The sequence below is a fragment of the Flexivirga sp. genome, from assembly GCF_051955415.1.
Taxonomy (GTDB): Bacteria; Actinomycetota; Actinomycetes; order Actinomycetales; family Dermatophilaceae; genus Flexivirga.
The window spans coordinates 1-21,006 of record NZ_JBQCGS010000103.1 but is presented as its reverse complement, the minus strand read 5'-3'; the positions used below and the strand labels follow the sequence as shown (position 1 = coordinate 21,006).

The following is a 21,006-nucleotide window of genomic DNA, read 5'->3' as shown; positions in this document are numbered from 1 at the left end:
AGCCGCTAGCGTCAGGTGTTGTGAGAGTGGATCTGCTGACCAAGGAATATCCGCCGAACATCTACGGCGGTGCCGGGGTGCACGTCGCCGAGCTGGTGCGGGCGTTGCGCGCGCTGGGTGACACGGTGCAGGTGCGTGCGTTCGGCAGCCCGCTGGCCGAGACGGACACCACCGGTTACCCGAACCTGCCCGAGCTCGCCGACGCGAACGCCGCCCTGCAGACGATGGGTGTCGACCTGCGCATCGCGGACGACTGTGCCGGCGCCGACGTGGTCCATTCACACACCTGGTACGCCAATTTCGCCGGGCACGTCGCCTCGCTGCTGCACGGCGTCCCGCACGTGGTCACCGCGCACAGTCTGGAGCCGATGCGGCCGTGGAAGGCGGAGCAGCTCGGCGGCGGGTACCGCCTGTCGTCATACCTGGAGCGCACGGCGTATGACGCGGCGGCCGCGGTGATCGCGGTCAGCCACGGGATGCGCGCGGACGTGCTGGCCGCTTATCCGGGTCTGGACCCGGACAAGGTGCACGTCGTGCACAACGGCATCGACTCCACCCGCTGGCACCGTGACACCAGTGCGCAGGCGACCGCGACGGTGCAGCGGCACGGCGTGGACCCGCGACGGCCGAGTGTGATGTTCGTCGGCCGGATCACCCGGCAGAAGGGCTTGCCCTATCTGCTGCGTGCAGCTGCCGAGCTGCCGTCCGAGGTCCAGCTCGTGCTGTGTGCGGGGGCACCGGATACGCCGCAGATCCTGCGGGAGGTGGAGGAGTCGGTCGCGCGGTTGCGGCAGTCACGTGACGGAGTCGTGTGGATCGCGGACATGCTGCCACGCGCTGAGGTGGTCGCACTACTCTCTGCCGCAACGGTTTTCGTGTGTCCGTCGGTCTACGAACCGCTCGGGATCGTCAACCTGGAGGCGATGGCGTGTGGCTGCGCGGTCGTGGGCACGGCGACCGGCGGCATCCCGGAGGTGGTCGCCGACGGCGAGACCGGCTGGCTGGTGCCGATCGATCAGCTCGACGACGGCACCGGGACACCGACGGATCCGGACGTCTTCGTCGCGGACCTGGCGCGCACGCTGACCGCCGCGGTGAGTGACCCCGCCGAGGCGCGCCGGCGCGGTGCGGCCGGCCGGGAGCGCGCGGTCCGCGAATTCGGCTGGGAGACCATCGCGCGGCGCACCCGGGAGGTCTACGACTCGCTGGTCTGAGGGCGCATGCCAGCCAGGTGCAGCGCGGCGGCGGTGGTGGCCTGTGCCATGGCGCGATCGGTCGCGGCTTGCAGGTCCAGCAGTGCCCGTTGTCGCCCCACGTCGGCGCTGAGGTCGATGGCGTGCGAGTGACCGAGCGCGAAATCGATTGCCGCGCCGACGATCCCGGCCGTCTGCAGGATTCGGATGGCCCGCCCCGGCAACCCGGACGGCAATCCCCACCGGCGCAGCGTGGCGACCTCGTCGGCCTGCGCACGCAACGAGGACCCGGCGAACGGCCGGATGTCCAGCGACTCCAGATCCGACGTCGCCTCGGCGAGCCTGCCGCGCAGTTCGCGTTCGATCTGCGACTCGTGCAGTTCCTCCAGCCGGTGTGCCGGCGTCGGCGCGCAGTCGTATGCCGTGAGCCGGACCGCCATGCCCTCGTCGCCCTCCGGCCCGAAGATCTCCACGGACGGCACGAGCGCACCGCCGAGCGCGGGCACGTAGACGCATTCACCGGATTCGGTTGCCGCGGCGGTGAGTTCCGGGTTGCCTCGCGGCATCCCGGAGATGTCACCGGCGCGGGGGAGTGCACAGGCCAGGACGCGTTCCCCGAAATCCTGCCACGTCGCAAGGTGCTGGAGGTCGCCGGTGACGTGGTCGGCATCCGGCAGCGCGCGCCGGACGGCCTCCTCCAGATCGAGGTGGCCGGCCCAGGCGGCGGTCACCCACAGGCTGAGACGCACGGCGGCTGGCAGATCTGACATGGCGGCACCAGCGTAGAACGCGAGCCGCGGATCATCCGCTGACCGGTGCCCGATGGGCAGTGGCCACACCGTAAGGTGCGTGACATGAGCGACGTGCTGGCACTGGCCGACGTGAGCGTGATCCGCGGTGACAAGCGCCTGCTGGACGCTGTCAGTTGGGAGGTCGAGGAAGGCGAACGCTGGGTCGTCCTCGGGCCCAACGGTGCCGGGAAGACGACGCTGTTGCAGGTCGCCGCAGGCCGGATGCACCCGTCCTCCGGGGTCGCCGGTGTGCTGTCGGAGGTGCTCGGTGCGGTGGATGTGTTCGAGTTGCGTCCGCGGATCGGCTTGGCGTCCGCCACGATCGCCGAGCGCATCCCGGGCGGCGAGCGTGTCGGTGACGTGGTGGTGACGGCGGCATACGGCATGGTCGGCCGCTGGCGCGAGGTGTATGACGACCTGGATCACGCTCGGGCCCGGGAACTGCTCGACGCGCTCGGTGCCGGGCATTTGGTGGAGCGGCGCTACGGGACGCTGAGCGAGGGCGAACGCAAGCGGGTGCAGATCGCGCGGGCCTTGATGACCGACCCGGAGTTGATGCTGCTGGACGAACCGGCCGCCGGCCTCGACCTCGGCGGCAGGGAGGACCTGGTCAGCAGGCTGGGGGAGATCGCTCTCGACATCGAGGCTCCCGCCCTGGTGCTGGTCACCCATCACGTCGAGGAGATCCCGGTCGGCTTCACCGACGTGCTGTTGCTGCGGGACGGCCAGGTGGTCGCCGCCGGGCCGATCGAGGCGACGCTGACCGCCGAGAACCTCAGTGCCACCTTCGGACTCGACCTGACCCTCGAGCGGGTCGGTGACCGGTGGGCTGCCCGTGCGGTGCAACCACCCCGTGGACGGCACGCCGCAGGCTGAGCCCGTCTCCCGTAGGTTGTCCGCACCATGTCGCTGACCCAGATCCTGCTGATCACCCTTGCCGGCGTCGCCGCCGGCACGATCAACACGGTCGTCGGGTCCGGCACGCTGGTGACATTCCCGACGCTGCTGGCGTTCGGCTACCCCGCGGTGCCGGCCAACATCTCCAACTCGGTCGGCTTGGTCGCCGGCGGCGTCTCGGGGTCGTGGGGGTACCGCCGTGAAGTGGCCGGCGCCGGGCCACGGCTGCGGCAACTGACGCCGATGTCCTTCCTGGGCGCGGCGGTCGGGGCACTCCTGCTGATCTGGTTGCCGCCCGCGGCCTTCAAGGCGATCGTGCCGACGCTCATCCTGATCGGTATCGTGCTGGTGATCGTCGGCCCCTGGTTGCAGCGCCGGGCGGCCGCGCGCCGGCCCGACGAGATGGCACCGGTGACCGCGCCGATGTCTGCGCCGGTTTCGAGGGCGCGTCAGTTCGCCCTGACCGGTGGGGTGTTCGTCTGCGGCGTGTACGGCGGCTACTTCGGCGCCGCCCAGGGTGTGCTGCTGATGGGTCTGCTGAGCGCCGTGCTGCCCGACTCCCTGCAGCGGCTCAACGGCATCAAGAACATCCTCAGCACGGTCGTCAACGCGGTGGCCGCACTGACCTTCATCGTCGTGTCGTTCCACAACGTGCGCTGGTCGGTGGCACTGCTCATCGCGATCGGCTCGGTCATCGGCGGCGTCATCGGTGCCAAGGTCGGTCGCAAGCTGCCGCCATGGCTGCTGCGTGCCTTCATCGTCGTGGTCGGCGTCATCGCGATCGTCACGCTGATCTGAGGTCGCTCCGCGCCACCGTCATCGCGCCGGAGCGCGCGTCCTAGGCTCATCTGCCGTGCCTGTCATCGAGATCACCGACCCCGCCGACGAACGCGTGCGCGACTATTTCCGGCTGACCGACGTGGCGCTGCGGCGCCGACTGGAGCCGGAGAACGGGCTCTACCTCGCCGAGAGCGAGAAGGTCATCCGGCGCGCCCTCGGTGCCGGGCACCGGCCACGGTCCTTCCTGATGGGCCGCCGCTGGCTGACCGATCTGGCCGACCTGGTCGAGCAGGCGGACCGAGAGGGCGTGCCGGTGTATGTCGGTGCCGACGACGTCGTCGAGGCGATGACCGGGTTCCACCTGCACCGGGGTGCCCTCGCGTCGATGCACCGGCCGGTCCTGCCGGCATACGCCGACCTGCTGCGCGGGGCCCGACGTGCCCTGGTGCTGGAGGACATCGTCGACCACACCAACGTGGGCGCCATCTTCCGGTCCGCGGCCGCCCTCGGAGTCGATGCCGTGCTGGTCACGCCGCGGTGCGCCGACCCGCTCTACCGGCGCAGCGTGCGCGTGTCGATGGGCACCGTCTTCCAGGTGCCGTGGACCCGGATCGCACCGTGGCCGGCTGCGATCGACGACCTGCGTTCCCAGGGCTTCACGGTCGCCTCACTGGCGTTGCACGACGACGCCGTGTCGCTGGACCAACTCGCCGCAGATCCGCCACAGCGGCTGGCGATGGTGCTGGGCACGGAGGGCGACGGGCTGGGCGCCCGAACCGTAGAAGCCGGCGACCTGGTCGTGCGGATCCCGATGGCCGGCGGTGTCGACTCGCTCAACGTGGCGGCAGCCTCCGCAGTCGTCCTGTGGGCGACACGCCCTGTGGTCCAGGCATCCCCACGAGGGCGCACCGGGCAGTAGTTTCGAGGTGTCAACGGCATCGGTAGTCCGTCGAAAGGCGTGTCATGGACAGCAAGACCTGGTGGATCATCATCGCCATCATCGTGGTGATCGTCATTCTGGTGCTCATCGCGATGTGGCAGGGCAAGCGACGCACCGCCGCCCGGCGGGAAGAGGCGCAGGAGCTGCGCGGCAGGGCGAAGGGCAACGAGGAGACGGTCGCCGAGTCGCGCCACCGCGCCCAGACGGCTGCCGAAGAGGCGCAGCGGGCCCGCGCCGAAGCGGAAGCCAAGGCGCGCGAGGCGCATCAGCTGCAGGCGGAGGCCGAACACGAGCAGAAGACGGCCGAGGCCGTCGAACGCGACCACGCCGAGACGTTGCGCAAGGCTGATCGGCTCGACCCGGACACGCCCACCGACCGGCACGGCAATCGCATCGAGGGCACCGGCTCCGGTGACCGCGACGGGGAGAGCCGCATCGACCCGGACACCGGCAGGCCGGTCGAGGAGGCGGCCCGCGAGCGCGACGTGCGCGCTGACCGCCCACGCACCGGCGGCGCGCATGCAGCAGCCGAGGACGCCGAAGACCATGGTGACGACGACGAGCGTCCCGCGGCGGAGGACGGCGGCACTGACAACGACGCCGGTGCGCCGGGCGTCGGGCGGCACTCCTCGGAGGGCGGCTGGGACCGCTTCAAGGACATCGGCGACACACCCGAGGACCGCCCGGAACGCTGACCGGCGAAGCTATGTCGCTTGATAGGTCGCGGTGATGACACCGCGTGCGAGCAGGCTGCCGGCGGTGGTGAACATCGCCACGGCCGGGCTGGCCGAGTCGTCCAGGCCGAGGTCGTCCCCGACCGCGTGCACCGCGAACATGTAGCGGTGCGGGCGGTCGCCGACCGGTGGCGCGGCGCCGTCATACGCCTGGTCGCCGAAGTCGTTGCGCACGTGGAAGGCACCCGACGGCAGGTTGCGCCCGTCTCCGGCGCCCAGGTCGAGTGAGGTGACATCGGCGGGTATGCCGACCAACAACCAGTGCCAGAAGCCGGACGGCGTGGGCGCATCCGGGTCGAAACAGGTGACGACGTATCCCGTGGTGCCCTCCGGCGCGCCGGACCAGGACAGTTGCGGCGAGGTGTTGCCACCGCTGAATCCCCAGTCGTTGTAGACCTGTTGGTCGGGCAGAGGGTCTCCGTCGGCGAACGTCTCACTCGTCACCGTCAGCGCCGCGGTCCGCGGCAGCAGCGTGTAGGGGTCAGGGGCTTGCGGGCGTTCCAGATCCATGCCCCCCAACGTACTCGGCTCAGCGCAGGTGACCAGCCGCCTGCGCGATGAGCGTGTATGACGCCCGGCGCTCCGCCGGATCGTGCACGTTGGTGGTGATCATCAACTCGTCGGCGCCGCAGGAACGCGCTCGGTCGGTGATGCCGGCCAGCACCTCCTCGCCGGTGCCGGCGGTGACGAACCGGCCCAGCCCGTCGACCAGATGCTGCTCCATGGCGGTCCATTCGTGGGCGGCAGCCTCCTCCGGTGTCGGCAGCGGACCGGGCCGGTTCTGCCGCAGCCGGACGGTCGACAACGCCGCGGCACGCTCGAGTTCGTGTGCGCGATGGGGGGTTTCGGCGGCGATCGCCGACACGGCGAGCATGCTGTGCGGCTCGGTGAGGCTGTCGGGTCGACCGTTGGGCTGGAAGGCAGTGCGATAGGCGTCAAAGGCATCCCGGGGGTCGACGCTGCCGAAATGCCCGGCGAAGGCGAAGTTGGTCCCGAGCAGACCGGCGGCCTGGGCGCCATACAGGCTGGAGCCGAGGATCCACACCGGTGGCAGCGGCACGTCCGTGGGCTGCGCACTGATCGGCGCGAACGGGTGATCGTCGGGGAAACCCTCGACATACGCGCGCAGTTCGGCATACTGCTGCGGGAAGTCGTCGGCGGCCAGGGCCTCCTTGCTGCGGCGCAGTGCGAACGCGGTGAGCTGGTCGGTGCCCGGCGCCCGCCCCAGGCCCAGATCGATGCGGCCAGGGTGCAGTGCCTCCAGCACCCGGAACGTCTCGGCCACCTGCAACGGCGCGTGGTTGGGCAGCATGATCCCTCCGGCGCCGACCCTGATGCGCGAGGTGGCAGCCGCGACGGTGGCGATCATCACCACCGGTGAAGAACTGGCGACACTGGGCAGGTTGTGGTGTTCGGCGACCCAAGAGCGCTGGTAACCCAGCGATTCGGTGTGTTGCGCGAGCGCGATGGTCTCCTGCAGCGCATCGGATGCGGTGCGGCCGGCGGCGATGGGGGACAGGTCGAGCACGGAGAGCGGTATGGCGGCATCAGTCACCCCACGTCCAACACCGATCGCCGGGTCCGGCATTCCACGGAGCGGACAGCGTGCTTACCGCTCGGTAGGGTTCGACCATGGAACCCGTCTACTCCGGCGTCATCGCCTTCGCCCGCAGCGTCTTCGCCGTCCAGGGGCTGAAGTTCGAACGCACCGGAGCCGAGCACATCCCCCGCACCGGCGGGGCCGTGATCGCGATGAATCACATCGGCTACTTCGACTTCTCCTATGCGGGCTATCCCGCGCTGGACGTCGGCCGGAAGGTGCGCTTCCTGGCCAAGAAGGACGTTTTCGACCATCCCGTCTCCGGGCCGCTGATGCGCGGCATGCGGCACATACCGGTCGACCGCGCCGCCGGTGCGGACGCTTACCGCGCGGCCGTGGACGCATTGCGGCACGGCGAACTGATCGGTGTCTTCCCGGAGACGACCATCTCCCGGTCGTTCGAGCTGCGCTCCTTCAAGTCCGGTGCGGTGCGTATGGCGCAGGAGGCGGGCGTGCCGGTGATCCCGATGGTGCTGTGGGGCTCCCAGCGGGTGTGGACCAAGGGTCTGCCCCGGCAGATGTGGCGTCCGAAGGTGCCGGTGCGGATCGACATCGGCGCGCCGATCCCGATCGCAGCCGACGCGGACCCGGACACCGAGACGGCGGCGCTGCGCGCCCGGATGGAGACGAGGCTGCACGCTGTGCAGGACGGCTACGAACCGCTCACCGGTGACGACCTGAAGTACCTACCGGCCCGGCTCGGCGGCACCGCGCCGACGCTCGAGGAGGCCAATGCCATGGACGTCCAGGAGGCGGAGGCCAAGGCCGCGCGTCGCGCTGCACGAGGTTGAGCGCCACGGGGTTGTCGGTGCGGGATCACAGACTGTCACCATGACTTCCGTGGTTCCTGTGCCGTCGAGGACGATCGACTCCGTCGCCGAGGACGTCCTCGGCGTCCTCGCCGGGCCCGGCGCGCGGCTACGCGAAGGACAGCACGAGGCGCTGCAGGCGCTGACCGTGCCGGGCGCGCGCGTGCTGGTGGTGCAGGCGACGGGCTGGGGCAAGTCCGCGGTCTACTGGATCGCCACCTCGTGGCTGCGCGCACAGGGCCGCGGACCGACCCTGGTGATCTCCCCGCTGCTGTCGTTGATGCGCGACCAGGTGGCGGCGGCGGAGCGTGCCGGCCTGCGGGCCGCGACCCTCAACAGCTCCAATGTCGGTCAGTGGCAACGGATCGAGCAGGCGTTGCAGGACGGCGAGGTCGACGTGCTGCTGGTCTCTCCCGAGCGGCTGGCCAACCCCACGTTCGGTGCGCGGGTGATGCGCTCCCTGACCGGGGCGCTTGGCCTGGTCGTGGTCGACGAGGCGCACTCGGTGTCCGACTGGGGTCACGACTTCCGGCCGGACTACCGCCGCGTCACCGATGTGTTGCGTCGGCTCAATCCGGACACGCCGGTGCTGGCGACCACCGCGACGGCCAACGCCCGGGTGGTCGACGACATCGCGGCCCAGTTCGGCGACGACACCGTGGTGTTGCGTGGGCCGCTGGCCCGTGCCAGCCTGCAGCTGGCCGTGCTGCCGCAACTGGACCCACTGCAGCGTTTCGCCTGGGTGGTGGACCACCTGGCCGAGCTGCCCGGCTCCGGCATCGTCTACACCCTGACGGTCGCGGATGCGGAGCGGCTCACCGAAGCCGTCCGGCACCGCTACGGCGCCGACGCGCCCGTGGCGGCATACACCGGGCAGCTCGATGGGGACACGCGTGAATCGCTGGAGGAGGACCTGCGGGCCAACCGGGTCAAGGCGCTGGTCGCCACCTCCGCGCTCGGCATGGGGTATGACAAACCGGACCTGGGTTTCGTCATACACGTCGGCGCGCCGCCGTCGCCGGTCTCCTACTACCAGCAGGTCGGCCGTGCGGGACGCGCGATCGACCACGCGTTGGTGGCGTTGCTGCCGTCGGCGGGCGACGACGGCGTATGGGACTACTTCGCGACCGCGACCATCCCGAAGGAGCCGCAGGTGCGCCGGCTGTTGGACGCTCTCGGCGGAGCCGAGCAGCCGATGTCGGTGCCGCAGCTGGAGGCGGAGAGCGGGCTGCGCCGCACCAAGGTCGACCTGCTGCTCAAGCAACTCGCCGTCGACGGCATCACCGAGCGCACCGCCGACGGGTGGAGCGCCACCGGCACCCCGTGGAGCTACGACCAGGAGCATTACGACGGGGTGCTGGCGGTGCGTCGTCGCGAGGCGGACATCATGCGCCGCTACATCCGCGGTGACCAGTGTCTGATGCAGCTGCTGCAGCAGTCGCTGGACGACCTGGAGGCCGAGCCGTGCGGCCGCTGCTCGGTGTGCCTGGGCCGGTTGCCGGAGCCGTTGCGGCCGGCGGCCGCGGCCGACACGGTCGCCGGGGTGCGCCAGTTGCTGCGATCGCAGCAGCAGGTGCTGGAGCCGCGCAAGATGTGGCCGGGCGGCGCATTCGGCCGACGTGGCCGGATCCCGGCCGGGGAGGCCGCCGAGGACGGGCGGGTGATCGTGCACGCCGACGCGACGGAGTGGGCGGACCTGCTCGCCGGCGCCCTGCGGGTCGATGCGCCGCCGCCGCCGGAGCTTCTGGAGGCGTGCGTGCGGACGCTCGCGCAGTGGGGATGGCTCGAGCGGCCCGAACTCATCGTCGCCCTGAACGCCGCGGGCCACCCGCAGCTGGTCGGTGGGGTGGCCGAGGCACTCGGCGCTGCCGGGCGGCTGCCCGTGCAACGGTGGACGACCGAGGGCACGCCACCGCAGGACGCCACGTCGGTCGACGAGGCCGCCTTCTGGCGCGACGCGGTCGAGCGCAGCGCCCTGCCCGACGTGGCGGGCCGATCGGTGCTGCTGGTGGTCGACGAGTCCTCGTCCGGCTGGGTCGTCACGGTCGCGGCGGCTGCTCTGCGCACGGCGGGTGCGCGCGCCATACTCCCGTTGCTGCTGCATCGCACCATCGGCTGACCGGCTCGGCTGCGTCTGTCAGGTTCGTCGCAGCGGACGTCGGGTAACTTCGTGGGCATGCGAGCACTCACGATCATTCCTGGACAATCCAGCAGCCTGGCGGTCGAGGACATGCCGGAGCCGGACGAGGCACTCGGAGACGTGCTGGTCGACGGCCTGGCCATCGGCGTGTGCGGCACCGACCACGAGCTCGCCGAAGGCGACTACGGCTGGGCTCCGGAGGGTTCGGAGCGGCTGATCATCGGACACGAGTCGCTGGGCCGCGTGCGCGAGGCGCCGGAGGGCGGCCGCTTCGCCGCCGGTGACCTGATCGTCGGCGTGGTGCGGATGCCCGACCCGGTGCCGTGCGGCGCTTGTGCGCACGGCGAGTGGGACATGTGCCGCAACGGCGAATACACCGAGCACGGCATCAAATCGCTGCACGGTTTCGCGGCGGAGCGGTGGCGGGTGCGCGCCGAGCACGCGGTCAAGCTGGATCCGGCGCTGGAGTCGGTCGGCATGCTGATGGAACCCACCACGGTCGTGGCCAAGGCCTGGGAAGAGGTCGACCGGATCGGGGCACGTGCCTGGTTCGAGCCGACATCGGTGCTCATCACCGGCGCCGGACCGATCGGCCTGCTGGCGGCGATGATCGGAGCCGCGCGCGGTCTGCAGGTGCACGTGCTGGACCGGGTCGAGGACGGCCCGAAGCCGCAACTGGTCAAGGACCTCGGCGGCAGCTACCACACCGACCCGGTCGACCAGGTGATCGACAAGATCGAGCCCGACATCATCATCGAGGGCACCGGCGCCACCCCGGTCATCAAGGCAGCGTTGGCCAATCCGAAGCCCTACGCGATCACCGTCCTCACCGGCATCTCCGACGAGGGCAAGGAGGAGACGGTCGACCTGGGCACCATCAACCGCACGGCGGTGTTGGGCAATGCGGCCATCGTCGGATCGGTCAACGCCAACCTGCGCCACTACGAGGCAGCGGCCGAGGCACTCGCCGCGGCGGATCACGCCTGGCTGGAACGCCTCGTGACTCGCCGTGTGCCGCTGGAGAAGTTCGCCGACGCGTTCGCGCCCCAGCCGCACGACGTGAAGATCGTGCTGACGATCTGAGCGTCGTCGGGAAGAATGTCGGGGTGCGTTCGACGGCCAGCATCATGCATCTGGACCTCGACGCATTCTTCGCCGCGGTCGAGCAGCGGGACAAGCCGTCGTTGCGGGGCAAGCCGGTGTGTGTCGGCGGCATCGGAGCCCGCGGTGTGGTGGCGACGGCGTCGTACGAAGCTCGGCGGTTCGGGGCGCGATCGGCCATGCCGACCGCGGAGGCACGGCGCCGCTGCCCATCCGGGACCGCGTTCCTCTATCCACGCGGCGACGCCTACCGGGCATCCAGCCGGATCGTGATGAGCCTGTTGCGTGAGGTGTCACCGGTCGTGGAGCAGGTCAGCGTGGACGAGGCGTATGTCGACCTGGCCGCCGCCGGTGGGATCGACCTCAGTCCGGACGGCGTGCGAGCGGTCGCACAGCGACTGATCGCCGAGATCGCCTCGGCGACCGGGGGTTTGACCGCGTCGGCCGGCATCGCCACCTCCAAGATGCTGGCCAAGATCGGCTCGGACCTGGACAAGCCGGCAGGCCTGGTGGTCGTGCCGCCCGGTCAGGAGCTGCAAGTGCTGGCACCGTTGTCGGTGCGGGTGGTCAGCGGCATCGGCCCGGCGACCGAGGCGCGGCTGCGATCGTTCGGCGTCGAGACGGTCGCGGACCTGCAACGGATGGAACGTGCGGACCTGGTAAGCATCTTCGGCGCCGCGCACGGCGGCAGCCTCTACCAGCTGGCACGGGCACAGGACGACCGCGAGGTCGTGGTCGAACGCGAGGCCAAGAGCGTTTCGGCCGAGGAGACCTTCGAGCACGACGTGGTCGACCGCGAGGTGCTCGACGCCCAACTCGTCAGTCTCGCTCGACGCACTGCGGCACGACTCGGCAAGTCGGCGGCCTTCGCCCGGACCGTCACGATCAAGGTCCGCCAGCACGACTTCGCGACGTCCACGCGCTCCGAGACGCTGCTGCACCCGACGGGGGACGCCGGCGTGATCCTGGATGTGGCCCGTCGGCTGCTCGCGGCCGTGGATGTCTCGAACGGCTTGCGGTTGTTGGGTGTCGGCGTCTCCGGGCTCAGCACCCACGCGCAGGAGCAACTGCGTTTCGACACGCCGCACGAGGAGGACGAGGCGGTGCGACCGGCGTGGGACGGGACGGCCGACACCGAGGGTCTCGACATCCCGGCCACTCCGGCCGGTGACGTCCGGCGGACCCCCGGGCCGGCGGCGTACAGCGGTGAGGGGCCGCCGGCATGGTGGCCCGGCCAGGACGTGGAGCATGCCGAGCACGGCGCCGGCTGGGTGTGGGGCAGCGGTCTCGGTCGGGTGACCGTGCGTTTCGAGGGACCGACGACGGCGCCCGGACGGGTGCGCACGTTCCGCTCGGACGACCCGCAGTTGCGCACAGCGGAGCCGCCTCAATGGTGAGCATGCCGACCCAGGAGCGCCTTCCGTGGGGCTACGGGTCTGCTCGCCGCCGCGCATGGCGGTCACCGAAGGCTGGCCGCCGAATGCCGAAATGGCCTGTCAACGCTTGAGCCGCAGGGGAGTCGAGGTGGTCGAAGCAGGTGTCGACGCGCCATTGCCGTGGCCGGACCTGAGGAGCGGAGCCCGGTCAGCCCGCGGAGGTCGCACGGCGTGAGCGGACGAGGCATTCCAGCTCGAGCCGCAGCACCGGTCTGCCGTGCTGATTGCGCAGGCAGCCCTCGACGACGACCAGGCACCGGCCCGGCTTGTCGGGCTCGACCGAGCGCACCGTCGCCGCGCAGGTGAGCACGTCACCGGCGCGCACCGGCCGGACGAACTCCACGCGCCGGAAAGCGCGTCCGGCGATGACGTCATACCGCTGGTAGACGGCGGAGACCACGAGCCGCTGGTAGATCGACATCGTGTGCAATCCGCTGGCGATCAGGCCACCGAAGTCGCTGTCCGACGCGCGCGCCGGATCGACGTGGAAGTATTGCGGGTCCCACTGCGTCGCGAACGCACACAACTCCTGCTCGGTCAGCTGGTAGCTGCCGCAGTCCAGCTCCTGCCCGACGGGCAGCTCCTCGGCCGGGAGGAGCGTGTTCGGGCCCGGACCGTCCGTGCCGGCCGTTGTCACGCTGTCCTCGGGCCGGCGTCGTCGACCGGTGAGGTATCCAGGAACCACCCGTGGACCATGCCGTCCGGACGCGCGCGCTCCAGGAAGTACTCCGTGCCGAAGCCCGCGGCGAAGACCGGCTCGGGCATCGCCATGAAGGTGCCGATGTCGGAGACCTGGCTCCGGTGCGCTCGCATGGCGGCCCGGATGCGGTCGAGGTAGTCCGTAACGTCCACTGCCCAGTGGAGTTCGGCCTCCGGCATACCCATCGGATTGCCGTCGTCCATCGGTCCGTCGGGGTCGAACGGGATCTCCATCCCGGCGTCGCGGGCCGCCTGCATCGATGCGCGCATGACGTCGCGGTTCATGGTCTCCTCGAGCACGCGCGGTGCCTTGACGGCGAGCTCGGCTGCGGCGTAGGTCACGGCGTGCACCTTGACGTGGTCCGGGTGGCCGTAACTGCCGTGCCAGTCGTAGCCGACGAGGATGTCGGCCTCCTCCTCGTCGAGGATGCCCGCGAGTCGGGCAGCTGCCTCGGTGACCGGTGCCTGGTGGAAGGAGCGCGGATCGGAGTTCTGCTCCCAGCCGGTCATGCCGGAGTCGTGGTAGCCCAGCCACGCAACGCGCGCCGTCCCGGTGACTCGTGCCGAGGCCTCCGCTTCGGCGCGTCGACGGTCCGCGAGGGATTCTGCAGGGCCGAGATCGTCCGGCACCTCACCGTGCTCGCCGCCGGTGGCGTAGACGACGACCACGCGATGACCCTCGTCCGATGCGCGCGACATCGAACCCGCGGTCTGGGAACTCTCGTCGTCAGGGTGGGCGTGGAAGAACACGATGGTCGACACTCAGTCAATCTTGGCACCAGACACCGACACCCGATACAACCGGGGGATGACCATCCCGATGAGCGATCCGCATCCCGTCACCGGCCAGCTCTTCGAGTCTCCGGTGACCCCGGGCAGCGGTTGGCCGGGGGACACCGCGACGGCCGAGACGCCTGTCGCCGGATCCGCGGCCGGCGTGCGAAGCCTCGCCAGCTCTGCCGGTTCGATCAGTGAGCTCAACACCGCGGTCTCCGTATGCCGGGCCTGCCCACGTCTGGTGGCGTGGCGGGAGACGGTTGCCACCACGGGCCGCCGCAGGTCGTTCGCGGACGAGCCCTACTGGGGCCGGCCCGCTCCGGCATTCGGGGACCCGGACGCAACCCGGCTGATAGTGGGCCTGGCGCCGGCGGCGAACGGCGCGAACCGGACCGGCCGGATGTTCACCGGGGACCGCTCCGGTGACTGGATCTTCGCCGCCTTGCACCGCGGCGGTTTCGCGACGCGGTCGACGTCGGTCGCAGCCGGTGACGGCCTCGAACTGCACGGTATCCGGATGACGGCACCGGTGCACTGCGCGCCGCCGGCGAACAAGCCCACCACCGAGGAAAAGGCGACCTGCCGGCCCTGGCTGGAGAAGGAACTCCAGCTCTCGCAGGAGAACCTTCGGGTCATCCTGGTGCTCGGCGGGATCGGTTGGGACTCCACGGTTTCCACGGCCCGCGCCATCGGGTGGCAGATCCCGCGGCCGAAGCCGAGATTCGGGCATGGTGCTCGCGCCACGCTGCTGAGCCCGTCCGGCCCGGTGGAGCTGGTCGGCTGCTATCACGTCAGTCAGCAGAACACCTTCACCGGCCGGCTCACCGAAGCCATGCTCGACGACGTCATCGCGACCGTGCGAGAGCTCGGCTGAGGGGGCAGGGGCTACGGCGCCACCAGTAGGCAGAACTCCGTGCCGTCCGGGTCGGCGAGCCCGACGGCTCCGTCACAGACGGGTCCGTCCCAGTCGGTGGCGCCGAGGGACTTCAGCGCCGCCGTTGCATCGGCAAGATCGGCGTCGTTCGCTACTGCCAGGTCGAGATGCACCCGGTTGTAACCCGTCTGCGGTGCCACGTCCCCGCCGCCCCAACTGATCTTGGTGCCGCCGCTCGGAGCCTGTATGGCGGTCTCCTCGTCCTGGTCCCAGACCAGCGGCCAGCCCAATGCCCGGCTCCAGAAGCGGCCGACCTCCTCGGTGCCGTCACATGCGAAGCAGCCGATAGTTCCGGTGCCGGCGAGGAAGTTGTTCCCGGCGGGGATCACACAGAACTCGTTGTCCTCGGCGTCCGCGAGCACCGTGTGGTCGGCGTCCGCTCCTTGGCCGATGTCGATATGGCGGGCGCCCGCCGAGAGTGCGCGCGCCACCGTCTCCGACTGGTCGGTCGGCGACTCGCTGGTCAGGTCGAAGTGCCCGCGATTCGGAGTCATCTTCGGCTCCGGTCGATGTACGAAACGGATGAGCGGCTGTCCCGGCGTCGTGACGGTCAGGGTCTGACGGCCCCTGTCGTCCGGCTTGACAGGCCGCCGCAGCACCGCTGACCAGAAGTCGGCCTGTCGTCCGGGGTCCTGCGCGCCGAAGGTGATCGCGAACAGCCGGGCGGGGTTTCGAGCAGGCATCGTCGTCTCCATGGTCGGGTGTGTGACGACGGTAGGAGCCGAGCACGTGGGCCGGCCAATGATTTTCCGCCGACCGCGCCCGGGAGGTGGACCTACCTACCGCCGACCGCGCCGGATGTGGCACGGTGCGATCGTGAACTTGCCACACGATGACATCGACCCCGACGGCCTGCTGGAGTACTCGGTCGTCTTCACCGACCGTTCGCTCAACCACATGTCGCAGCGATTCGTGCGCGTCATGCAGGACATCCTCGACGTGCTGCGCACGACATACAGCGCACACACCGTCGCGATCGTCCCCGGCGGCGGTTCCTACGGCATGGAGGCGATCGCCCGGCAGTTGGCGACCGGCAAGCGTGCCCTCGTGGTGCGCAACGGCGCCTTCTCCTACCGCTGGTCGCAGATCTTCGACGCCGGACACATCACCGATGAGACGACGGTCTGCGCCGCGCGACCGGTCACGGACGAGCACCAGGCGGCGTGGCAGCCCGCACCCGTGGACGAGGTGGTCGCGGCGATCCGCGACAAGCGTCCCGAGATCGTCTTCGCCCCGCATGTGGAGACGGCATCCGGGATCGTGCTGCCCGACGACTACGTGCGCGCCGTGTCGACGGCCGTCCACGAGGTCGGTGGCCTCTTCGTCCTCGACTGCGTCGCATCCGGCGCACTGTGGGTCGACATGGGCGACCTCGGGGTCGACGTGCTGTTGACGGCGCCGCAGAAGGGGTGGAGCGGCACGCCATGCGCCGGTTACGTGATGCTCAACGAAGCGGCGCGCGACGCCGTGGAGGCATCGACCTCCACCAGCTTCGCGATGGATCTGAAGAAGTGGCTCTGGATCACCGAGTCGTATGTCGAGGGCAAGACGCCCTACCACGCCACCATGCCGACCGACGGTCTCGCGCACAACGCCGAGCTGATGCTCCAGGCACGGGAGATCGGCCTGGCGAAGCTGCGCGCGGCGCAGCTGGACCTGGGCGGCAAGGTGCGCGCGGTGCTGGCCGAGGCGGGCTTCCGGTCGGTTGCCGCCGACGACTTCGCCTCTCCCAGTGTCGTGGTCGTGCACGCCGACGACCCGGAGCTGCAGAGCGGGGCGAAGTTCAAGGCGGTCGGCCTGCAGGTCGCGGCCGGCGTCCCGCTGCAGTGCGGCGAGCCGGAGGACTTCTCGACGTTCCGGCTCGGGCTCTTCGGTCTGGACAAGTTGTCCGACGTCGACGGCACCGTCGAGCGCTTCAAGGACGCGCTGGCTGCGCTCGACGGCTGAGTCGGCGTCCGCTCAGCCCTGCGGGACGATCAGGCCGGCGGTCTGGGTGCGTGCTCGCGCGAAGCGCTCGGCGACGTCCGCCCAGTTGGCGATGTTCCACCACGCCGTGACGTACTCGTCCTTGACGTTGCGGTACTGCAGGTAGAAGGCGTGCTCCCACATGTCGAGCATGAGTAGGGGAGTGAGGCCGACCGGCAAGTTGCCCTGGTGGTCGTAGAGCTGGCAGATCACCAGGCGCGCGCCCAGACTGTCCCAGGCCAGGATCGACCAGCCGGAGCCCTGGATGCCGAGTGCATTCGCGGTGAAGTGGGACCGGAACGCGTCGAACGAGCCGAAGAACTCGTCGATCGCCTGCCCGAGCTCGCCGTCCGGCTTGTCGCCGCCGTCCGGGCTCATGTTCGGCCAGAAGACCGAGTGGTTCACGTGCCCGGCCAGATTGAACGCGAAGTTCTTCTCCAGCAGATTAACCGGCCCGAAGTTCTCGGTCTCGCGGGCCTCGGCCATCTGCTCGATGGCCGTGTTGGCGCCCTTGACGTATGCCGCGTGGTGCTTGTCGTGGTGCAGCTCCATGATCGCGCCGGAGATGTGCGGCTCGAGGGCCGAATAGTCGTACGGAAGGTCCGGGAGGTCGTAGTCGGACACGTGGATCACCTTTCACGAGAACGAGTGTGGTCATATGCGACTGTGTCGCATATGACCACCGTATCCCGCGGTCACGACTCCTTCGGCACGCGGCCCATCAGGTAGAACTCCTTGTTGGGCATCAGCCCGCTCCAGTGCACGAGCCGGTTGCTCATCGAGAAGAACGCCGTGATGGCGCCGACGTCATACACGTCGTCCTCCGAAAGGCCCTGGGAACGCAGGAGATCCAGATCGGCGTCGACGATCTCGGAGGGCCGCGAGGCGAGCTTCACCGCGACCGAGATGATCGTGTGCTGCCGCTCGTCGAGATCTGCCTTGCGCCAGTCGGTCGCCAGCTGATCGGAGATGTAAGGGTTCTTGGAGCGAATACGGGCGATCGCCCCGTGCGCGACGACGCAGTAAAGACAGTCGTTCTCGGCGCTCGTCGCCACCACGATCATCTCGCGGTCCGCCTTGGACAGCCCCGGCGTCTCGCGATCCATCAGCGAGTCGTGGAAGTCGAAGAACGCCCGCATCTCGTCGGGGCGTTGTGCGATGCCGATGAACACGTTGGGGATGAAGCCGGACTTCTCGCTGACCGCGGCGATGCGGTCCTGCAGATCCTGCGGCAACTCGTCCACATCGACCACGGGGAAACGCCTCATAATCTCGGGGTCGATCCGGCCAGCCATGTCGTTCTCCTTTTGTTTCAACGGGTTTCGTCGATCCAGTCGTCGTAGAAGGCGGGCATCTCCGATGCCCGGCCGGTGAATTCCGGTGCACGCTTGTCGAGGAAGGCGGCGACACCCTCCTTGCCGTCGCCCACGCTGGTCCAGAACATCCCGAGCGAGTCGACCCGATGCGCGTCCGCGGGATGGTCGTATGATGCGTTGCGCCGCAGCATCTGCCGGGTCAGGGCAACGGCGACAGGGGAGCGGCCCCTGGTCCACCGATCGACCAGGTGACGCGCGGCGGGCAGCAGCTCATCCGGCTCGTATGACGCTGTGGCCAGGCCGTTCTCGACCGTCGCGGCCGCATCCAGGATGTCCGCGGACAGGGCGAGGTCCAGGGCACGCGGAAGACCGACGATGCGCGGCAGGAACCACGAGGACGCAGCCTCCGGCACGATCCCGAGGCGGCCGAACACCAGCCCGAAGCGCGCCGTGCTCGACATCAGCCGTGCGTCCATCGCCAGGGTCATCGTCGCCCCGATCCCGACGGCCGCGCCGTTGATGGCCGCGACGACCGGTTTGCGGCAGTCGTGGATCGCCAGGGTCGCCCGGCCGCCGGTGTCGCGGACGCGAGCCAGCTCGGGATCACCCAGATCGGTCAGGTCCGCGAGGGTGGGCCGCCGGTCCTCGTCGAGCCCGAACACGTTGCCAGGCGTCGACAGGTCCATTCCGGCACAGAACGCGCGCCCGGAGCCGGTGACGATCACCGCACGGACTGCGTCGTCGTCGTTGACCTCGCGAAAGGTGCGTTCCAGTTCGTCCGCCATCGTCACCGTGAAGGCGTTCAGCTGCTCCGGACGGTGCAGCGTGACCGTGAGGACTCCGTCGTCGACCGCGTGGTGCAGCGTCTCGAAACTCATCCGATGTCCTTCCGGTGCCGTGATCCGTCTTGCGGACCCTAACCGGGCGGACGCGGTCACTGGGCGACGTGTGGCAACATCCGAAGCATGGCTCGCATTGAGGACTACGCAATTCTGGGCGATCTGGAGACCGCGGCGCTGGTCAGCAACGAGGGTTCGGTGGACTGGCTCTGCCTGCCCCGTTTCGACTCGCCGGCCTGCTTCGCCGCGCTGCTGGACGATCCGAGCGCCGGGCGCTGGATCCTCGCACCGGTCGACGGCGGACCGTGCACACGCCGACGGTATGTCGACCAGACGCTCGTGCTGGAGACCGAGTGGGAGAGCGCCGAGGGCACCGTGCGGGTCATCGACTTCATGCCACCACGCGGCAAGGCGCCCGACATCGTGCGCATCGTGGAAGGCGTCAGCGGCACCGTGCAGATGCGCGGGGAGCTGACGCTGCGCTTCGACTACGGCAACATCCGGCCGTGGGCACACCATGAGGGCGACCAGATGCTCGCCGTCGCCGGCCCCGACGCCATACGGCTGCGCACGCCGGTGCCCACGCACGGCCACGAGTGGTCCACGGTCTCGGAGTTCACCGTGTCGGAAGGGGACCGGGTGCCGTTCGTCCTGACCTGGTCGCCGAGCCACGAGTCGCGCCCCGAACCGGTCGACGCCGAGCAGGCACTGCAGGGCACGCTGGACTTCTGGCGCGAGTGGTGTGGCCGCGGCCACGACCTGTCCGGTCCCTACCGTGATGCCGTCCAGCGCTCGCTGCTGACGTTGAAGGCGCTCACCTACCAGCCGACCGGCGGCATCGTGGCGGCGGCGACGACGTCGTTGCCGGAGCAGCTGGGCGGCCCGCGCAACTGGGACTACCGCTATTGCTGGTTGCGCGATGCGACATACACCCTGCAGGCGCTGATCGCGGGCGGCTACCTCGACGAGGCGAGCGCCTGGCGCGATTGGTTGCTGCGTGCGGTCGCCGGGGACCCGGCGGACCTGCAGATCATGTACGGCCTGGACGGCACCCGGCGGCTGCCGGAGAGCGAGCTGGGCTGGCTGCGCGGCTACGAGAACTCCTCACCGGTCCGCGTCGGCAACGCCGCGGCCGATCAGCTGCAGCTCGATGTGTGGGGCGAGACACTCGACGGTCTGGCCCTGGCCCGCGAGGCCGGCCTGGCCAGCACCGAGGACGCCTGGGACCTGCAGGTCGCGCTGATGGAGCACCTGGAGGGCATCTGGGACGACAAGGACAACGGTCTGTGGGAGGTGCGCGGTCCGCGGCGACACTTCACCCATTCGAAGGTGATGGCCTGGGTGGCAGCCGACCGGATGGCCAAGGCCGTGCGCCGTCACCCGACGCTGCACGGACCGGCCGATCGCTGGGAGACCCTGCGCGACACCATCCACGCCGACGTGCTGGCGCACGGCTTCGACGAGGACCGCAACACGTTCGTGCAGTCGTATGGCGCCCAGGCCCTGGACGCGAGCCTGCTGATCATTCCGCGCGTGGGCTTCCTGCCCGGGGACGACCCGCGCATGCTGGGCACGGTCGACGCGATCGAGCGCGAGCTGACCGAGGACGGCCTGGTGCTGCGCTACCAGAACGCCGAGTCCGACGACGGTCTGCCCGGCGGTGAGGGACTCTTCCTGGCCTGCTCGTTCTGGATGGTCGACGCGATGCACCTGGGTGGCCGGCAGGCCGACGCGGTCAAGCTCTTCGAGCGGCTACTGGACCTGCGCAACGACGTGGGCCTGCTCAGCGAGGAGTGGGACCCGAAACAGCAGCGACAGCTGGGCAACACGCCTCAGGCGTTCAGCCACTTCGCACTGGTCACCAGCGCGTTGCAGCTGCATGCCGGACGTGGCCACAACAGCCACGAACCCATCCGGCACCCCGGCGTGCCGACGGACTGAGCAACGTCGGGGGCCAAACCCCCCACGGGGAGTGCGGGCCGGGGGGGTTGGCGGGCCCGGCCGCGCGCGCGCAGACCGGCGGGGGGGTGCCCCAGCCGACGGCCGCGCGCACAG

General features: G+C 69.9%; 21 protein-coding genes. 12 read left to right on the top strand and 9 right to left on the bottom strand.

Features of this window, described 5'->3' with window-relative positions:
- Nucleotides 1–20 precede the first annotated feature (20 nt).
- A complete protein-coding gene (glgA, locus tag ACTHL4_RS16855; protein WP_440283925.1) occupies nucleotides 21–1,214 on the top strand; it encodes a glycogen synthase in 1,194 nt (397 codons plus the stop codon).
- On the opposite strand, the gene ACTHL4_RS16850 is transcribed toward glgA, so the two are convergent.
- Entirely contained in the window at nucleotides 1,196–1,963 is a 768-nt protein-coding gene (locus tag ACTHL4_RS16850) for a hypothetical protein (protein WP_440283924.1), read from the bottom strand. The two genes, glgA and ACTHL4_RS16850, sit on opposite strands and share 19 nt — an antisense overlap.
- Nucleotides 1,964–2,047: 84 nt before the next feature.
- On the opposite strand from ACTHL4_RS16850, the gene ACTHL4_RS16845 reads away from it, so the two are divergent.
- From ACTHL4_RS16845 to ACTHL4_RS16830, 4 genes are read left to right on the top strand one after another with little or no spacing between them, the layout of a single operon-like run.
- Complete coding sequence (locus ACTHL4_RS16845; RefSeq protein WP_440283923.1) at nucleotides 2,048–2,860, top strand: ABC transporter ATP-binding protein; 813 nt, start codon at nucleotides 2,048–2,050, stop codon at nucleotides 2,858–2,860.
- 27 nt (nucleotides 2,861–2,887) lie between these two features.
- Complete coding sequence (locus ACTHL4_RS16840; protein ID WP_440283922.1) at nucleotides 2,888–3,679, top strand: sulfite exporter TauE/SafE family protein; 792 nt, start codon at nucleotides 2,888–2,890, stop codon at nucleotides 3,677–3,679.
- A gap of 55 nt (nucleotides 3,680–3,734) precedes the next feature.
- Nucleotides 3,735–4,580 carry a TrmH family RNA methyltransferase gene (locus tag ACTHL4_RS16835; RefSeq protein ID WP_440283921.1) on the top strand — a complete coding sequence of 282 codons (846 nt, stop codon included), beginning with the start codon at nucleotides 3,735–3,737 and terminating at the stop codon, nucleotides 4,578–4,580.
- A 44-nt stretch (nucleotides 4,581–4,624) separates the two neighbouring features.
- A complete protein-coding gene (locus tag ACTHL4_RS16830; protein ID WP_440283920.1) occupies nucleotides 4,625–5,296 on the top strand; it encodes a hypothetical protein in 672 nt (223 codons plus the stop codon).
- 9 nt (nucleotides 5,297–5,305) lie between these two features.
- Here ACTHL4_RS16830 and ACTHL4_RS16825 read toward each other — a convergent pair whose 3' ends face one another.
- Entirely contained in the window at nucleotides 5,306–5,845 is a 540-nt protein-coding gene (locus tag ACTHL4_RS16825; protein ID WP_440283919.1) for a YbhB/YbcL family Raf kinase inhibitor-like protein, read from the bottom strand.
- Nucleotides 5,846–5,864: 19 nt separating this feature from the next.
- A complete protein-coding gene (locus ACTHL4_RS16820) occupies nucleotides 5,865–6,890 on the bottom strand; it encodes an LLM class flavin-dependent oxidoreductase (RefSeq protein ID WP_440283918.1) in 1,026 nt (341 codons plus the stop codon).
- A 77-nt stretch (nucleotides 6,891–6,967) separates the two neighbouring features.
- Between ACTHL4_RS16820 and ACTHL4_RS16815 the strand changes: the two genes are divergently transcribed.
- Genes ACTHL4_RS16815 through ACTHL4_RS16800 form a run of 4 tightly spaced genes read left to right on the top strand, consistent with a single transcriptional unit; the run spans nucleotide 6,968 to nucleotide 12,382 of the window.
- Nucleotides 6,968–7,726, top strand: a complete 759-nt coding sequence (locus ACTHL4_RS16815) for a lysophospholipid acyltransferase family protein (RefSeq protein WP_440283917.1) — start codon at nucleotides 6,968–6,970, stop codon at nucleotides 7,724–7,726.
- 40 nt (nucleotides 7,727–7,766) lie between these two features.
- A complete protein-coding gene (locus tag ACTHL4_RS16810; protein ID WP_440283916.1) occupies nucleotides 7,767–9,863 on the top strand; it encodes a RecQ family ATP-dependent DNA helicase in 2,097 nt (698 codons plus the stop codon).
- A gap of 57 nt (nucleotides 9,864–9,920) precedes the next feature.
- Entirely contained in the window at nucleotides 9,921–10,967 is a 1,047-nt protein-coding gene (locus ACTHL4_RS16805; protein ID WP_440283915.1) for a glucose 1-dehydrogenase, read from the top strand.
- A gap of 23 nt (nucleotides 10,968–10,990) precedes the next feature.
- The gene (locus tag ACTHL4_RS16800) at nucleotides 10,991–12,382 is read left to right on the top strand and encodes a DNA polymerase IV (protein WP_440283914.1); all 1,392 of its coding nucleotides are present in this window, start codon (nucleotides 10,991–10,993) and stop codon (nucleotides 12,380–12,382) included.
- Nucleotides 12,383–12,569: 187 nt separating this feature from the next.
- On the opposite strand, the gene ACTHL4_RS16795 is transcribed toward ACTHL4_RS16800, so the two are convergent.
- Together ACTHL4_RS16795 and ACTHL4_RS16790 are read right to left on the bottom strand one after the other, a co-directional pair.
- Nucleotides 12,570–13,058, bottom strand: a complete 489-nt coding sequence (locus ACTHL4_RS16795; RefSeq protein ID WP_440283913.1) for a MaoC/PaaZ C-terminal domain-containing protein — start codon at nucleotides 13,056–13,058, stop codon at nucleotides 12,570–12,572.
- Nucleotides 13,055–13,882, bottom strand: a complete 828-nt coding sequence (locus ACTHL4_RS16790; RefSeq protein ID WP_440283912.1) for a PIG-L deacetylase family protein — start codon at nucleotides 13,880–13,882, stop codon at nucleotides 13,055–13,057. Before ACTHL4_RS16790 ends, ACTHL4_RS16795 begins: the two co-directional genes overlap by 4 nt.
- A gap of 46 nt (nucleotides 13,883–13,928) precedes the next feature.
- On the opposite strand from ACTHL4_RS16790, the gene ACTHL4_RS16785 reads away from it, so the two are divergent.
- Complete coding sequence (locus ACTHL4_RS16785; protein ID WP_440283911.1) at nucleotides 13,929–14,771, top strand: uracil-DNA glycosylase; 843 nt, start codon at nucleotides 13,929–13,931, stop codon at nucleotides 14,769–14,771.
- A gap of 11 nt (nucleotides 14,772–14,782) precedes the next feature.
- Here the strand turns inward: ACTHL4_RS16785 and ACTHL4_RS16780 are convergent, their stop codons facing one another.
- Nucleotides 14,783–15,514, bottom strand: a complete 732-nt coding sequence (locus ACTHL4_RS16780) for a VOC family protein (RefSeq protein WP_440283910.1) — start codon at nucleotides 15,512–15,514, stop codon at nucleotides 14,783–14,785.
- A 133-nt stretch (nucleotides 15,515–15,647) separates the two neighbouring features.
- On the opposite strand from ACTHL4_RS16780, the gene ACTHL4_RS16775 reads away from it, so the two are divergent.
- Nucleotides 15,648–16,778, top strand: a complete 1,131-nt coding sequence (locus ACTHL4_RS16775; RefSeq protein WP_440283909.1) for an alanine--glyoxylate aminotransferase family protein — start codon at nucleotides 15,648–15,650, stop codon at nucleotides 16,776–16,778.
- A gap of 12 nt (nucleotides 16,779–16,790) precedes the next feature.
- On the opposite strand, the gene ACTHL4_RS16770 is transcribed toward ACTHL4_RS16775, so the two are convergent.
- The 3 genes from ACTHL4_RS16770 to ACTHL4_RS16760 form a co-directional block, all read right to left on the bottom strand.
- On the bottom strand, nucleotides 16,791–17,420 hold the full coding sequence (locus ACTHL4_RS16770; protein ID WP_440283908.1) for a superoxide dismutase: 630 nt from the start codon (nucleotides 17,418–17,420) through the stop codon (nucleotides 16,791–16,793).
- A gap of 71 nt (nucleotides 17,421–17,491) precedes the next feature.
- Entirely contained in the window at nucleotides 17,492–18,091 is a 600-nt protein-coding gene (locus ACTHL4_RS16765) for a peroxidase-related enzyme (protein ID WP_440283907.1), read from the bottom strand.
- 17 nt (nucleotides 18,092–18,108) lie between these two features.
- Nucleotides 18,109–18,990 (bottom strand): crotonase/enoyl-CoA hydratase family protein, encoded by an 882-nt coding sequence (locus tag ACTHL4_RS16760; RefSeq protein WP_440283906.1) that lies wholly within the window; start codon nucleotides 18,988–18,990, stop codon nucleotides 18,109–18,111.
- An 87-nt stretch (nucleotides 18,991–19,077) separates the two neighbouring features.
- Here ACTHL4_RS16760 and ACTHL4_RS16755 point away from each other — a divergent pair, with 87 nt between their 5' ends.
- Nucleotides 19,078–20,892, top strand: coding sequence for a glycoside hydrolase family 15 protein (locus ACTHL4_RS16755; protein ID WP_440283905.1), 1,815 nt, complete (start codon nucleotides 19,078–19,080; stop codon nucleotides 20,890–20,892).
- Nucleotides 20,893–21,006 lie beyond the last annotated feature (114 nt).

Coding starts and splice junctions, on each gene's coding strand:
- ACTHL4_RS16850 (WP_440283924.1), bottom strand. CDS start 1,963: ATGTCAGATCTGCCAGCCGCCGTGCGTCTCAGCCTGTGGGTGACCGCC.
- ACTHL4_RS16845 (WP_440283923.1), top strand. CDS start 2,048: ATGAGCGACGTGCTGGCACTGGCCGACGTGAGCGTGATCCGCGGTGAC.
- ACTHL4_RS16840 (WP_440283922.1), top strand. CDS start 2,888: ATGTCGCTGACCCAGATCCTGCTGATCACCCTTGCCGGCGTCGCCGCC.
- ACTHL4_RS16830 (WP_440283920.1), top strand. CDS start 4,625: ATGGACAGCAAGACCTGGTGGATCATCATCGCCATCATCGTGGTGATC.
- ACTHL4_RS16825 (WP_440283919.1), bottom strand. CDS start 5,845: ATGGATCTGGAACGCCCGCAAGCCCCTGACCCCTACACGCTGCTGCCG.
- ACTHL4_RS16815 (WP_440283917.1), top strand. CDS start 6,968: ATGGAACCCGTCTACTCCGGCGTCATCGCCTTCGCCCGCAGCGTCTTC.
- ACTHL4_RS16810 (WP_440283916.1), top strand. CDS start 7,767: ATGACTTCCGTGGTTCCTGTGCCGTCGAGGACGATCGACTCCGTCGCC.
- ACTHL4_RS16805 (WP_440283915.1), top strand. CDS start 9,921: ATGCGAGCACTCACGATCATTCCTGGACAATCCAGCAGCCTGGCGGTC.
- ACTHL4_RS16785 (WP_440283911.1), top strand. CDS start 13,929: ATGACCATCCCGATGAGCGATCCGCATCCCGTCACCGGCCAGCTCTTC.
- ACTHL4_RS16780 (WP_440283910.1), bottom strand. CDS start 15,514: ATGCCTGCTCGAAACCCCGCCCGGCTGTTCGCGATCACCTTCGGCGCG.
- ACTHL4_RS16765 (WP_440283907.1), bottom strand. CDS start 18,091: ATGGCTGGCCGGATCGACCCCGAGATTATGAGGCGTTTCCCCGTGGTC.
- ACTHL4_RS16760 (WP_440283906.1), bottom strand. CDS start 18,990: ATGAGTTTCGAGACGCTGCACCACGCGGTCGACGACGGAGTCCTCACG.
- ACTHL4_RS16755 (WP_440283905.1), top strand. CDS start 19,078: ATGGCTCGCATTGAGGACTACGCAATTCTGGGCGATCTGGAGACCGCG.